15 protein-coding genes are annotated in these 14,323 nt (G+C 29.9%); 7 read left to right on the top strand and 8 right to left on the bottom strand.

The annotated features are described in order from the left end of the window. Positions 1 to 73 precede the first annotated feature (73 nt). Together ACY2RX_RS13745 and ACY2RX_RS13740 are read left to right on the top strand one after the other, a co-directional pair. A complete protein-coding gene (locus ACY2RX_RS13745; protein ID WP_490104555.1) occupies positions 74 to 523 on the top strand; it encodes a low molecular weight protein-tyrosine-phosphatase in 450 nt (149 codons plus the stop codon). Between the two features lie 3 nt (positions 524 to 526). Then, on the top strand, positions 527 to 1,231 hold the full coding sequence (locus ACY2RX_RS13740; protein WP_490104554.1) for an SAM-dependent methyltransferase: 705 nt from the start codon (positions 527 to 529) through the stop codon (positions 1,229 to 1,231). On the opposite strand, the gene ACY2RX_RS13735 is transcribed toward ACY2RX_RS13740, so the two are convergent. From ACY2RX_RS13735 to dapF, 5 genes are all read right to left on the bottom strand, one after another. Beyond that, entirely contained in the window at positions 1,232 to 1,783 is a 552-nt protein-coding gene (locus ACY2RX_RS13735; protein ID WP_490104553.1) for a peptidoglycan-binding protein LysM, read from the bottom strand. 105 nt (positions 1,784 to 1,888) lie between these two features. After that, entirely contained in the window at positions 1,889 to 2,788 is a 900-nt protein-coding gene (locus tag ACY2RX_RS13730) for a DUF2279 domain-containing protein (RefSeq protein WP_490104589.1), read from the bottom strand. Next, positions 2,785 to 3,813 carry an endolytic transglycosylase MltG gene (gene mltG, locus ACY2RX_RS13725; protein ID WP_490104552.1) on the bottom strand — a complete coding sequence of 343 codons (1,029 nt, stop codon included), beginning with the start codon at positions 3,811 to 3,813 and terminating at the stop codon, positions 2,785 to 2,787. Before mltG ends, ACY2RX_RS13730 begins: the two co-directional genes overlap by 4 nt. 30 nt (positions 3,814 to 3,843) lie before the next feature. Further along, on the bottom strand, positions 3,844 to 4,368 hold the full coding sequence (locus ACY2RX_RS13720; RefSeq protein WP_490104551.1) for a GNAT family N-acetyltransferase: 525 nt from the start codon (positions 4,366 to 4,368) through the stop codon (positions 3,844 to 3,846). After that, the gene (gene dapF, locus ACY2RX_RS13715; protein ID WP_490104550.1) at positions 4,368 to 5,138 is read right to left on the bottom strand and encodes a diaminopimelate epimerase; all 771 of its coding nucleotides are present in this window, start codon (positions 5,136 to 5,138) and stop codon (positions 4,368 to 4,370) included. Before dapF ends, ACY2RX_RS13720 begins: the two co-directional genes overlap by 1 nt. A gap of 130 nt (positions 5,139 to 5,268) precedes the next feature. Here dapF and ACY2RX_RS13710 point away from each other — a divergent pair, with 130 nt between their 5' ends. Both ACY2RX_RS13710 and ACY2RX_RS13705 read left to right on the top strand, forming a co-directional pair. After that, complete coding sequence (locus ACY2RX_RS13710) at positions 5,269 to 6,657, top strand: trypsin-like peptidase domain-containing protein (protein ID WP_490104549.1); 1,389 nt, start codon at positions 5,269 to 5,271, stop codon at positions 6,655 to 6,657. Positions 6,658 to 6,795: 138 nt separating this feature from the next. Then, on the top strand, positions 6,796 to 8,238 hold the full coding sequence (locus ACY2RX_RS13705; RefSeq protein ID WP_490104548.1) for a glyceraldehyde-3-phosphate dehydrogenase: 1,443 nt from the start codon (positions 6,796 to 6,798) through the stop codon (positions 8,236 to 8,238). Between the two features lie 234 nt (positions 8,239 to 8,472). On the opposite strand, the gene ACY2RX_RS13700 is transcribed toward ACY2RX_RS13705, so the two are convergent. From ACY2RX_RS13700 to sqr, 3 genes are read right to left on the bottom strand one after another with little or no spacing between them, the layout of a single operon-like run. After that, positions 8,473 to 8,949 carry a DsrE/DsrF/DrsH-like family protein gene (locus ACY2RX_RS13700; RefSeq protein ID WP_490104547.1) on the bottom strand — a complete coding sequence of 159 codons (477 nt, stop codon included), beginning with the start codon at positions 8,947 to 8,949 and terminating at the stop codon, positions 8,473 to 8,475. Positions 8,950 to 8,967: 18 nt separating this feature from the next. Next, a complete protein-coding gene (locus ACY2RX_RS13695) occupies positions 8,968 to 9,276 on the bottom strand; it encodes a TusE/DsrC/DsvC family sulfur relay protein (RefSeq protein ID WP_490104546.1) in 309 nt (102 codons plus the stop codon). A gap of 2 nt (positions 9,277 to 9,278) precedes the next feature. Further along, positions 9,279 to 10,523 (bottom strand): type III sulfide quinone reductase, selenoprotein subtype, encoded by a 1,245-nt coding sequence (gene sqr / locus ACY2RX_RS13690; protein ID WP_490104545.1) that lies wholly within the window; start codon positions 10,521 to 10,523, stop codon positions 9,279 to 9,281. A gap of 183 nt (positions 10,524 to 10,706) precedes the next feature. On the opposite strand from sqr, the gene ACY2RX_RS13685 reads away from it, so the two are divergent. From ACY2RX_RS13685 to ACY2RX_RS13675, 3 genes are all read left to right on the top strand, one after another. After that, positions 10,707 to 11,285 (top strand): hypothetical protein, encoded by a 579-nt coding sequence (locus ACY2RX_RS13685; RefSeq protein WP_490104544.1) that lies wholly within the window; start codon positions 10,707 to 10,709, stop codon positions 11,283 to 11,285. Position 11,286: 1 nt separating this feature from the next. Then, positions 11,287 to 13,284, top strand: a complete 1,998-nt coding sequence (gene ligA, locus ACY2RX_RS13680) for an NAD-dependent DNA ligase LigA (RefSeq protein ID WP_490104543.1) — start codon at positions 11,287 to 11,289, stop codon at positions 13,282 to 13,284. A gap of 65 nt (positions 13,285 to 13,349) precedes the next feature. Continuing rightward, on the top strand, positions 13,350 to 14,084 hold the full coding sequence (locus ACY2RX_RS13675) for a DUF4294 domain-containing protein (RefSeq protein WP_490104542.1): 735 nt from the start codon (positions 13,350 to 13,352) through the stop codon (positions 14,082 to 14,084). Positions 14,085 to 14,323 lie beyond the last annotated feature (239 nt).

Raw genomic sequence — 14,323 nt, 5'->3', positions numbered from 1 at the left:
TCATTATTATTTTCGCTTAAAATATTTCTAAGCGAGATAATCTTTCTTATTTTTAAATAAAATTATTTTTTGAATGAAAAAAGTTTTAATGGTTTGCTTAGGTAATATTTGTAGATCACCATTAGCAGAAGGAATTTTACAATCTAAAGTGAATGCAGAAAAAGTTTTTGTAGATTCTGCAGGAACAGCAGCCTATCATATTGGTAATTTGCCAGATGAACGTTCTATTAATATTGCCGCTAAATATGGGTTAAATATCAGAAACCAAAGGGCAAGAAAGTTTTCTGTAAATGATTTTAATAAGTTTGATGTTATTTACGCAATGGATGAAAGCAATTATAATAACATTATTTCGTTAGCTAGAAATAAGGATGATGAACAAAAAGTAAAAATGATTTTAAATGAAACACATCCTAATAAAAATTTAAGTGTTCCAGATCCATATTATGGAGGAAATCAAGGTTTTGAAAATGTTTATAAAATGTTAGATGAAGCTTGCGATATCATCGTTAAAAAAATATAAATTATGCTAGGTAAACTTTATTTAATTCCAACAACTTTAGGAGAAACAGAACCTTTAGAGGTAATGCCATTATCAGTAAAAAAAGTAGTAGAGCAAATTGATTATTATATAGTTGAGAATGAAAAATCAGCAAGAAGGTTTATCAAGAAAATTTCACCTAAAAAATCGCAACCCTCTTTGCAATTAATGTTGTTAGATAAATATGCTCAAGAGTTAGAAACTACTAAGTATTTAGAGGTTTGTAAAGAAGGAATTAATGTTGGTTTGTTGTCTGAAGCGGGTGTGCCAGCAGTGGCAGATCCTGGTGCAAGTATTGTTAAATTAGCACATCAAAATAATATTCAAGTGGTTCCTTTGGTTGGTCCAAGTTCTATATTAATGGCAATGATGAGTTCTGGTATGAATGGTCAAAATTTTGCTTTTAATGGCTATTTACCTATTGATAAAAGCGATAGAAAAAAAGCAATTAAAGATTTAGAGCGTTTATCAAAAGATAAAAAACAATCACAAATTTTTATAGAAACTCCGTATAGAAATGAAAAAATGTTTGCAGATTTAAAAGCAACTTTAACACCAACTACAAATTTATGTATTGCTGCAGATATTACTTTGTCAACAGAATATATTAAAACAATGCTGGTAAAAGATTGGAAACATCAACAGCCAGATTTACATAAAAAACCAGCTATTTTTATTATTCAGAAGTAATTAAACTTTTGCTTTTTTATCAGCTATAATATTAGAAACATTATAACCACCAAATTTTTTAAGGTAAGATTGAATGGTTGCTCCATAAGCATCAGAAAAACATTGAGTTCCATTACTGCGCAAAAACTTTTTTACATTACCAGCACCACTTAAATGAGCTGCTGCTAAAATTCCTGATTCCGTAATTTTAATTCCGTTTATAGTTTTACCAACAGAACGTTTAATGTCTTTTCTTAAAATCCATTTATTAACTTTACATAAAGCTATAAAAGCTTTTTCTTGTAATTCTGGATTGTTTAAAAAAGTTGTAGTGTTGTAAATTCTAAACCTATGCAATGTTGTTCTTCCAAATTGATATTTTCCTAAATATCCTAAAGTGTTTACAACCGTATATTTTCCTTGAGATTCTTTAAAAGCCAAAGCTTCTTTAAAACCAACAAAATCTTTTTGTAAGTAAGGAATATTATAATCAATATGTTTAGGAAGTGAATTTGATTCTAAAGCGTTTGCTTCCTTATCAAGGGTAGTTGCGTTGATAAATCCTAAAAACAAGACTACTAAAATTAAAAACTTTTTGATATTTTAAATCTTTCTGTTTTGCACTGCAAAGTTACAATCAAAATTTAAATCCACTGATTATCAATATGTTAAATTTTATCAGAAATACAAATAATGAAATTTTACATTACCTTTAGTATTAATTTCTAATGTAGGAGCAGGAATTTTTATGAAGTTGATAACAGAAAAGACCGTTTTTAAGAATTTTGATTTTGTAGGAATCTTTACTAAATCGATATCGAAACTCAAATAGAATTGTCTATAAGGACTATGAAGTGCTAAATTCTGCGAATTTTCATTTCCAAATAGCATTCCATCAGCTCCATAACCAAAAGCAAGATTCAACCACTTAGGAAATTTACTTTTTTTATTGAAAGACCAAATATTTGCGGAAAGCCAATAGGTTTGTCCGTTATAATCTTTTAATGCTTGTTGTGCAAAGCTTTCTCCTAAAGTATTGGGTCTTTGTTTTGCAAATTTAGTTTGATGAAAAGAATATTTTACCGTAATTCTTTGTTCATTCCATAATAATTCTTGACCAATAAGTAAGCCAGCACCAGCTGCATTCGCAAAAATATCGCCAAGAGAAGCGCCCCATTCTTTAGAAAAACCATCTAAAATTTCTACAGCAGTTAAAAAAGTAAAACCGTAAGTGGCACCATAAATAAGTTGATTTTTCTTAGAAACCCCTGCCCAATCTAAAACTTCCATTCCCACTTTACCAACATAATAAGAGGTCATAAAATGACCAATTTTATCCATTTGTTTCCAATCGTTGTTATCATTTTTAAAATGAAAACTAGAACGTGGGTAATCTTTATACCAAAGCTGATTTAAAGCAAGCAAAGCACCACCAGCTAAAGCACTTTTGGTAATAATAACCGCATTTCTTCTTTTTTTATTTAGGGTGTCAGATTTTTTATAAAAAGAATTTTCTTGACCAAAAAAAGTCAAACTAAAAAAGAAAAATAATATTGGTAAAAATTTCTTTATCACTATCTATTAATTCGTTGTTTATTAAGCCAACGTTGATATTGAGCTGCATTTCTATTATGTTGCGATAATGTTTTAGCAAACTTATGATAACCCATTTTATCAATACTTGCACACATATAAAAGTAATTATGTTTTGCAGGATTTAAAACAGCATCTATAGCAGAAATATCTGGCATTGCAATTAAAGAAGGAGGTAATCCTCTTTTTTTATAAGTGTTATAAGGCGAGTTGATTTCCAAATCTGCAGTTAACACTCTTTTTACCACATAATCTTGTCCTTTTTTTTCTTTGATACAATATATAATTGTTGGATCTGCTTGTAATGGCCATCCTTTTTTAAGACGATTTAAATACAGTCCAGCAACAATTGGTCTCTCTACTTTTTGTGCTGTTTCTTTTTGTACAATTGATGCTAAAGTGATGACTTCTTTTTTTGATAAATTTAATTTTTCTGCTTTTTCTAACCTACTTTTATTCCAAAAGCGATGGTATTCTTTCAGCATTTTAGCTCTAAATTTTTCTGCTGAAGTATTCCAATAAAATTGATAACTATTTGGAATAAAAATTTGTAGAATAGATTTTTCTGTCAAGTTATTTTTTGATAAAAAATCTTTGTCTTTAAAAGAGTTTAAAAGAGAAATTGAATCTGTTTCTAATTGTTGTGCAATTCTACCAGCTAATTTTTCTAAAGTATCTTGGTTGTTAAAAGAAAGTTTTATTGGTGTTTGGTTGCCACTTCTTAGTAAATTAACCAAATCGTTATTAGACATTCCTTCTTTTAAAATATATCTACCAGCTTTTGGTGTCTTAAAATTTTTCTTGGCAGCAACCAGAAGAAAACTGTTTGGGTTTTTAGAAAAACCAGTTAATTTTTCTTTAATATCTATTAAACTATCAGAAGACCTTACATAAAGTTCGGTGTTTTTAGTAATAGTTTTTCCAAATATTTTTTGATAATAATTGTAGCCAATAATTCCACAACCTAGAACAATTGTAGCTACAACTGCTAATATAAATTTTTTACTCAATGTATTTTCTGTTTTTAAAGAACTACAAAATTACTCTTTTATCAATTGATACAAAATTTCGTCTTTAAATTTTCCTTCGGATAAAATCCAATCTTTTTTAACTCCAACTTTTTCAAAACAATGTTTGCTAAAAAGAGCTATACTTTTACTATTTTCTGATGTAATATTCGCATACAATTGATGCAGATTTAAATGAGAAAAAGCATAATTGATTAATAAAAAGAGCGCTTCAGAAGCAAAACCATTTTGTTGATAATCAGGATGAATTAAAATACCAATTCCAGCTCTTTTATGTTGCGGATTAAAATCAAACAAATCAATCATTCCTAATTGTTTTCTTGAAGATTTTTCTTCAATTAACAAGCGTAGTTGTTTGGCTTCAAAAATATCTAGATGCGCATTTTCTAAATATTGTTTTAAAATAAATTTAGAAAAAGGAGTTTGTGTATGACTTACTTCCCAAAAAGATTCGTTGTTTTCTATTTGATAAAGAAAATCTAAATCTTCTGGTTCTAAAGCTCTTAAATTAATTTTATTTCCTTTTAATATTTTCATCAAATGATAAAGTTTCCTTTAAAAACAAATTTAGCTGAACCTTTTAAAAATACATTAGTATAAATTCCGTTTTTTTCTGTAAAAGAAACTTCTAAATGACCACCTTCTACAGGTAATGAAATTAAATTGTTTTCTGTTTTTTTTGTTTTGTGCATTGCAATGGCGACTGCTGTAACTCCGGTGCCACAAGCTAAAGTTTCATCTTCTACACCTTTTTCATAAGTTCTTACCCTAAAAGTTGATGCATCAATTTGTTGCACAAAATTTACATTACTTCCAGGGTTTTTATAAGAATTCCTTATTTTTTTTCCTTCATCAAAAACAGGATAATTTTCTAAATTATCAACCAACTGAACGTGATGTTGCGTTCCTGTAAATGCAAAAACTGAATTTTCTTGTACAATTATTTCATCAACATCTATCATTTTTAAAGAAACTATTCCATTTTCTATTTCAGCAAAATGTTCTCCATCTACTGCAATAAAATGAGTTTCATTATCAATAATTTCTAATTGTTTTGCAAAAGCAACTGCACACCTACCTCCATTTCCGCAGAAAGTTTGACTGCCATCTGCGTTAAAATAAATCATTTTAAAATCGAAAGAAGCGTCATTTTCAATTAAAATAATACCATCTGCGCCAATACCAAAATGTCTGTCACAAAGCTGTGAAATAATGTCAGTATTTTTTTTTGGAAAGGTTTTTGTTCTGTTATCTATCATCACAAAATCGTTTCCAGTTCCTTGATATTTATAAAATTCTAAATTCATTGCAACAAATATAGGTATTTAATGAAGAATTAAGAACTGTTAAAAAGCGGTTAAAGAGCGTTAAAAACAAGTTAAACAGATTTTTTAAAAATGTTAAAATTGTATATTTGAACTATTAAAAATTAAGATTATGAAGAAATTTTTTGGATTCTTAGGAATGGCAATTTTAGGAGGAACCTTAACCTTAGGAGGTTATAAAATGCTATTTAATGAACAAATTATTGTAGAAAAAACAGTGCCTAAACCTATAAAAACGGTTCAAGCAAATTACAACCCAGCATATAATAGTAATGTTGATGCTGTAAATTCAATAGATTTTACTTTTGCTGCAGAAAAATCTATACACGCGGTTGTACACGTAAAAAATACGGCAATTAGAACGCAGACAAATCCTTTAGATATTTTCTTTGGAAACGGAAATGGAAAAAGAAAATACCAACAAGTAGGTACAGGAAGTGGTGTAATTATTTCGCAAGATGGTTATATTGTAACTAATAATCACGTAATTGCGAATGCAACAGAAATAGAAATCACCTTAAATAATAGACAAAAATATAAAGCAGAATTAATTGGTTCTGACAAAGAAAATGATATCGCTTTATTAAAAATTGATGCAGATTTAGATTTGCCTTACATTGCGTTTGCAAATTCAGATACGATTAAAATAGGAGAGTGGGTTTTAGCAGTGGGTAATCCTTATAACTTAACCTCTACAGTTACTGCAGGAATTGTCAGTGCAAAAGGAAGAGATTTAGAAGGAAATTCTGCAATCGATTCTTTTATTCAAACAGATGCAGCCGTAAATCCTGGAAATAGTGGAGGAGCTCTTGTAAATACTCGCGGAGAATTAGTGGGTATAAATACAGCAATTTCTTCTAAAACAGGTTCCTTTATTGGGTATTCATTTGCAGTTCCATCAAACATTGCTAAAAAAATTGTAGATGATTTGTTAGAGTTTGGTGCTGTACAAGAAGCTATTTTAGGAATTAATATCAATCAAAAAGAAGGGAATATTGAAGGAGTAAAAATTGCCTCAGTTACAGAAAATGGTGGAGCTTTAAAAGCCGGATTAAAATCAGGAGACGTAATTAAGAAAGTAAATAACGTAAAAATTTCTAAGTTTTCTGAATTAAGAGGACAGTTAACAGCAAAAAGACCTGGAGATTTTGTAGCAATTACTATAGATAGAGATGGTGAGTTTATTACTAAAAATGTGAAACTGAGTAAAAAAGATTCTTATGTGTCTAGAAGTTTAAACATCATTTTAAAAGATTTAACAAAAAAAGAATTAAAGAAATATAAACTTACAGGTGGAGCAAAAATTAGTAGAAATGGAAATAAAAACCTTATTTATTACGGCGTAAAAGAAGGTTATATTATTACTAAAATTAATAAGAAACCTATTTTAAATGCAGGCGATGCTGCAAAAGCTATTGATGCTACTTACGGAAAAGGAAATCCTATTTATATAGAAGTTATTAATTTAGACGGAGAAAGAGAACGTTACGCTTTTAGATAATTTTATAGAAAATATAATTTGCTAAATCCTGATATTTTATCAGGATTTTTTTATTTACGAAAATTTCACGAAATCGATTTCGTATTTTTAAAAAAAGAAATACTTTTGCTGCAAAATTTTAAATTTAGTTACACAACTATGTCAACAATCTTAAATTACGAAGAAGAAGTTTTTTCGCAAGCTCAAAACAGAAGAGCTACTGTAGAGTTTATTAATATTGTAAACGATTTATGGTATGATAAATCTATAGAGTTAGTACTGTTTAGAAATCCTTTGGTAGACAAAAGAGCAAGTGAAGTTTTAAATCTAATAAACTATGCAAAAGAGTTTGTAAGTAAACCAATTTCTATACAAGATGCTTTAGAAATAGCAAAAGCTATTCAGCAAATTAATTTACCATCATCAAAATTAGACATTGGTAAGTTAGCGTATGAATGTCATTTAAATCAAAAAAAATGTGCAGATAAAGTTGCCTTTGTAAAAAACAAATTAAAGGGCGCAACAGAATCAGAAGATATTCAACCAAAAGATGTGGTTTTATATGGTTTTGGTAGAATAGGGCGTTTGCTAGCAAGAGAGCTAATGTCTAAAATGGGTAAAGGTTCTCAATTACGTTTAAGAGCAGTTGTAACTCGCGGAGAAATTAATGAAACTGTTTTAGAAAAAAGAGCCTCTTTATTAAGTATAGATTCTGTGCATGGAGATTTTTTAGGAACAGTTCAAGTAGATGCAGAACACAATGCTTTAATCATTAACGGAACAACGGTTTATATGATTTCTGCAAATCAACCAGAAGATATAGATTATACAAAATACGGTATAAATGGTGCTTTAATTATTGATAACACAGGGGCTTTTAGAGATGAAGCAGCATTAAGTAGACATTTAAAAGCAAAAGGAGCTAGTAAAGTTTTATTAACGGCACCAGGAAAAGGAGTCCCAAATATTGTACATGGCGTAAATCATAAACAATACAGTCCTGATAAGGTAGATATCTTTTCTGCAGCTTCTTGTACAACCAATGCAATTACACCCGTTTTAAAAGTTTTAGAAGATAATTTCGGAATTCATAAAGGACACTTAGAAACCATACACGCCTATACAAACGACCAAAATTTGGTAGACAATATGCACAGCAAATACAGAAGAGGTAGAGCTGCTGCATTAAATATGGTAATTACAGAAACAGGAGCAGGAAAAGCCGTAGCAAAAGCATTGCCAGCTTTAGAAGGAAGATTAACTTCAAATGCAATTAGAGTGCCTGTACCAAATGGTTCTTTAGCAATTTTAAGTTTACAATTAAGAACGAAAGTATCTACTGAAAGAGTTAATGCCATCATAAAAAAATATGCTTTAGAAGGCGATTTAGTAGAGCAAATAAAATACTCTTTAGACAATGAGTTGGTATCTTCTGATATTGTGGGTACAACTGCACCATCAATTTTTGATAGCAAAGCAACCATAACAGATAAAGAAACTATTGTAATTTATGTTTGGTACGATAATGAATATGGATATTCTCATCAAGTAATACGTTTGGCAAAACACATTGCTAAGGTTAGAAGATTTACCTATTATTAGTGAAACTTTGTAATTGAACTCATCCTAATTTAATATTAGGATCTTCAATATTATTTCCTCAGCTTATCTTTAAGCAAAGAAACCCGAATCATTTCTTTTTGATTCGGGTTTTTATTTTTTGAAGCTATTTCCAGCTTTTCGCACTCGCTGTTTCGTTCCTCAACGAGCTCAAACAAATGCTTCAATCTGGGCTAAACTTGTTTGCTAGCTTTAGTTTTAAAAATCAAACTTTGTTTAAATAAATAATATTTGTGTATTTTCTTCATTTGCTCTTTCATAAAAATCTCCCACAGTAATAATGTCTTCTATTTCGTCAATTAAATCTTCTTTTTTAAGATGGAACATTTCTACGGCTAATTTACAAGCCCAAAGTCTACAGCCAGAATCCGAAAGAATTTCTAAGAACTCGCCAACGGGTGGCATATCTAGTTTTTCCATTTCTTTTTTCATCATTTTGGTAGCCAAAGCTTCCATTCCTGGTAAACCACCTAACATAGTTGGTATGTGCATTGCAGGGTTACCCACTGTTGCCACTCTTAAATGCTCTAACTTTTTTTTCTGAATTGCTTCTAATCCAAAGAAAGTAAAGAAAATTTCAGATTCTATTCCTTCCATTCTTGCGCCATTAGCCATAATAAATGCGGCATAAACGTTTTCTATTGTTGCTTTCGATAAAATAAAAAGCATCTTTTTTACTTTTGTTTTTCCCATAATTTCTAAGATTTTAAGTTAAATACAGCTTTTTGGTTTTGGTACCCCAGCAATTTTGGTAGAAACTTTTAATGGTCCTCCTGGAAATAAACTGTAAAATTGTTTAATGTCTATAACGCCACTTTTTTTAATTCCTCTTATAGACAAAGCTTTGTTTGCTAACACTTGTTCTTGAATCCAAGAAACAACTTCCCAATGCTTGTCTGTCATTTCTATTTCGTGCTCTTTAGCAATTTCTTCTCCAATTTCTTTTGTCCATTGAGAGAAGTCTGTTAAATAACCTTCGTCATTAACATTTATTTCTACTTGTTTTATTGTTTTAATCATTTTTATTTAGTTTTATTATTAATATTTTTTCCGCTAAGACTCATATTTCTAGATACAAATGGAATTGAGATTCCTTTGAGTAACATATTCCAATAAATCCATCTAAAGGCTAATTTTCCCCAGTGATTAAAAACACTTTCTTTTAATAGTTTTAAAGGACCAATTCCTGCAAACGGAAAAGTTCCTGTAACTGGTTCTTGTTCGTAATTAAAGTCTATAAGTAATGCTTTGTTGTTACCTGTTTCTATAAAGCAGTTTGCGTGACCGTCAAATTCTTCTTTTAGGGGTTTATCATTAATATATAATAGAATATTGTCTGTTAAAGTTTCTGCCTGAAAGTGTGCCACAGAACCCGCTTTTGAGGCAGGAACATTTGTTGCATCACCAATAACAAAAATATTTTTATGTTCTAAAGATTGTAAGGTTTTAGGATGCGTTGGTATAAAATTTAAATCATCGCCCAAACCAGAACGCTCAATTACTTCATCGCCCATATTTGTAGGTACAGTTACAAGTAAATCATAAGCAACTTCAGTGTCTATGTAATCTATAATTTTGTTGTTTTTAAAATCTACTTTTTCTATGGCAAAATCGGTAACTATTTTTATGTTCTTTTCTTCTAATAAATAGCCAAGAGATTTAGAGCAAAACTCTTTTGTAAACGCTCCAGACAATGGTGTTACATATGTAATTTCTACTTTGTTTCTAATTCCTTTTTTATGAAAATAGGAGTCTGCTAAAAAAGCAAATTCTAGAGGTGCAACTGGGCATTTAATTGGCATTTCAGTAATATGAACTACTAATTTACCACCTTTAAATTCTCGTAATTTATTTCTTAAAGCAAGCGCGCCTTCGTAAGTATAAAAATCGAAAATAGATTTATGCCATTCTTCACTCAACATACCTTCTACTTCATTGGGTGCAATTTTAGAACCTGTTGCCACAATTAATAAATCGTAAGGTAAAGTGCCTTTTTCAAGTTCAATCAATTCATTTTCAGTATCAATTTTTTCAATTTTTTGCTGAATATAATTTACTCCTTTTGGTAAGAATTTTTTACCTACTTTTTTTACTTGTTCTTCTGTATAAGTGTCAAAAGGCAAAAACAAAAAACCAGGTTGATAATAATGTGTTTTATATTGATCTATAATATGAATTTTCCATTCTTTTTTCTGAAGCTTTTTTACTAAATGATTTGCCATCATTGTTCCTGCTGTTCCTGCTCCTAAAATAACTAAGCTTTTCATAATTAATAATTTATGCATCAAATTTACTGTGAATTCAAAAGTTATGGTATGATAAAAATCATATATAGGCTATATGTAACTTATGTTACAGAGTTTAAAATTCTCTTTTTTAAAAATAAAATCTTATCTATGAGATATGCATTTATTGTCTTATTTTTGATAAAACACATAATTCTATTTACAATGAAAAAGCAACTCCTTTTTTTAGTTACATTTTATACTTGTTTTATGGCATCTCAAGAAAAACTTCCTTTTTACGAAATCACTGAAACTCCAAAAGAATATACTGCAGGTACCGTTGCAAGTAGAATGATAGATGGATTAGGTTTTCGATATTATTGGGCAACAGAAGGTTTAACAGAAAAAGATTTAGAATTTAAACCCAGTAAAGAAGCAAGAACAACTTTTGAAACTGTAGATCATATTTTAATATTGTCTATAATGACACTAAGTGTTGTTGAAGGAACAGAAATGGAATTTCCAACAGAAGATTCTTTAACTTTTAAAGAAATGAGAAAGTTAACATTAGAAAATTTTAAAAAAGCTAGCGATATTTTAAAAGCATCTAAAGATATTTCTAAAATGACAATGAGAATAAAACGAAGAGACGGAAGCGTAAATAAATATCCCTTTTGGAATCAAATAAACGGTCCAATAGCAGACGCAATTTGGCATTGTGGTCAGCTAGTTTCTTTTCGTCGTTCGGCAGGAAACCCTTTGCCAAAAGGACCAAGTTTTTTAACAGGAAAAGTTAGAAAATAAAATGACAGTAGAAGATCAGATACAATCGCTTCGAGAAGAATTACGCCAACACAATCATAATTATTATGTGTTAGACAATGCTACTATTTCCGATTATGATTTTGATATCAAACTCAAAGAATTAGAAAAGCTAGAAGCAGAAAATCCGCAGTTTTTTGATGCCAATTCGCCAACACAAAGAGTTGGTGGAGAAATAACCAAAAATTTTGAAACGGTTACGCATAAAAATCGAATGTATTCTTTAGATAATTCCTATTCTAAAGAAGATTTATTAGATTGGGAAAAACGCATTCAAAAAATGTTAGGAACAACTGAAATTGAATACACCTGTGAATTAAAATATGATGGAGCATCAATCAACTTAACCTATGAAAACGGTCAGTTTGTAAAAGCTGTAACTCGTGGAGACGGTTTTCAAGGAGATGAAGTAACTACAAATATTAGAACTATAAAATCAATTCCTTTAAGCATAAAACTAGACTTCGTCCGCGATTTTGAAATGCGCGGAGAAATTATTTTACCGTTAGATGGTTTTAATAAAATGAATCAAGATCGTGTTGAAAATGGCGAAGAAGAATATAAAAACCCAAGAAATACCGCAAGCGGAAGTTTAAAGTTACAAGACAGTACAGAAGTTGCAAAACGTCCGTTAGATTGTTTGTTATATCAAGTGGTTACTTCTGAAAGAAAATATAAAACGCATTTCGAGAGTCTAGAAAACGCAAGAAAAGTAGGGTTTAAAGTTCCGAAGACAATAGTATTAGCAAAAACAATTGATGAGGTTTTTGAATTTGTAAATCATTGGGACTCTAAACGTCACGATTTACCGTATGAAACAGATGGAGTTGTAATAAAAGTAAATAATTTACAGCAACAAGAAGAGTTAGGATATACGTCAAAAGCGCCGCGTTGGGCAATTGCTTATAAATTTAAAGCTGAGCAAGTTTCAACAGTTTTAAATGAAATTACCTATCAAGTTGGTCGAACTGGAGCCATAACTCCTGTTGCCAATTTAGAACCTGTCCAATTGGCAGGAACTACAGTAAAACGTGCTTCGTTACACAATGCAGATCAAATTGAAAAACTAGACATTAGAGAAAAAGACACTGTTTTTGTTGAAAAAGGAGGAGAAATTATTCCTAAAATTATTGCGGTAGATTTTACAAAAAGACCAAAAGATTCTGAACCAACAAAATACGCAACCAATTGCCCTGAATGTAATACAGAACTTATAAGAACTGAAGGTGACGCAAAACATTATTGCCCAAATGAATTTGGTTGTGCACCACAAATAACAGGAAGAATTCAGCATTTTATTTCTAGGAAAGCTATGGATATTGATGGTTTAGGAGGAGAAACTGTAGATTTACTTCGAAAGGAAGGATTGATTCAAAACTATGCAGATTTGTATGATTTAAAAGTTGAGCAAGTAATTCCGTTAGAAAGAATGGCAGAAAAATCTGCACAAAATATGATTGATGGCATACAGAAATCAAAAGAAATTCCGTTTGAGAAAGTATTATTTGCACTCGGAATTCGTTTTGTAGGTGAAACCGTTGCTAAAAAATTAGCAAAACATTTTAAATCGATAGATAATTTAATGTCTGCCGATTTTGAAACGTTGATTTCTGTAGATGAAATTGGTGATAGAATTGCACAAAGCATTATCGATTTTTCTTCCGATTTAGGAAACATTCAACTCATAAATCGTTTAAAACAAGTAGGAGTTCAATTAGAAGTTTCGGCAGAAAGTTTAGAAAATCAAACCAATAAATTGCAAGGGCAAATATTTGTGGTCTCTGGAGTTTTTCATCAAATGAGTAGAAATGAACTCAAAAAAGCAATTGAAGATAATGGAGGAAAAGTAAGTTCTTCAATTTCTAAAAAAACAAGTTTTATAGTTGCAGGAGATAATATGGGACCATCAAAATTAACAAAAGCACAAAATTTAGGAATAGAAATTATTTCTGAGCAAGATTTTATAGATAAAATTTCTTAAAACCAATTTGGTCTATTGTTTGTATAGAACTTTGTAAGTTATGTTTCTATATATCAAAATTAAATATGAAAAAACTACTCTACATATATTTAATCCTAAATTCATATATCTTTTATGCTCAGATAAAAGAAAAAGATTCCTTACCTATTAATATAGATGAATATATTTTTGTAAAACCAGGAGACACCTTAACTGTAAAACTTAATGAGTTTTCGTTATTGCCAAAGCATAAGTTTAAATCAAGAAATGATATTCGTTATTATTTATGGTTTCGCAGAAAAGTATTTAAGGCGTATCCTTATGCACAACTGGCATCTCAGAGATTAGACTCTTTAAATGCTAGACTAGAAAGAATCAAATCTAAAAGAAAAAAAAGAAAATACACCAAACGCGTACAAAAGTATATAGAAGGCGAGTTTACAGATCAAATAAAAAAAATGACTACCACAGAAGGTAGAGTTTTAATCAAATTGATTCATCGTCAAACAGGAAAAACAGCATTTCAAAACATTAAGAGTTTAAGAAGTGGTTGGAAAGCTTTTTGGTACAACACAACCGCAAATATTTTTAGCCTTTCGTTAAAAACAGAATATCATCCAGAGTCAGAAAACGAAGATTTTTTGATAGAAGATATTTTGCAACGCGCATTTCAAAACGATAATTTGAAACCACAAGACTCAAAGCTAGTTTTTGATTTTGTTAAAATTATTGCCCAAAGAAAAGCAGAAGTCAATGTAGAAGTTTACAAGAAGATGTTTGCTAAAATGCGCAAAAAGAAAAAGCGTAAAAAGAAAAAGTAATTTTTTTTTGGTGTTTCCACGCGAAAAAAGCGTGGTCTGGCTTTCCGCTCTATCTTTTTTTTAGTTTGTTATTTCGAAAAAAGTTTTTTTACTTTTTGTGGCAATCTCAAAATTAAAAAGTGGTAAAGAGTTTCAATAAAAAAAAGTATGTTATTTCCATTTCTAACGGGGGTTAATTGCATTTTTAGTATTTTGTGAATGCCAGAAGGTATTTTTTATTTAATGATTATAGAAATAAG

Source organism: Polaribacter sp. 2405UD43-2, assembly GCF_058147125.1.
Note: the sequence above shows the minus strand (reverse complement) of the source record. Positions and strands in the feature narration are given on the sequence as shown.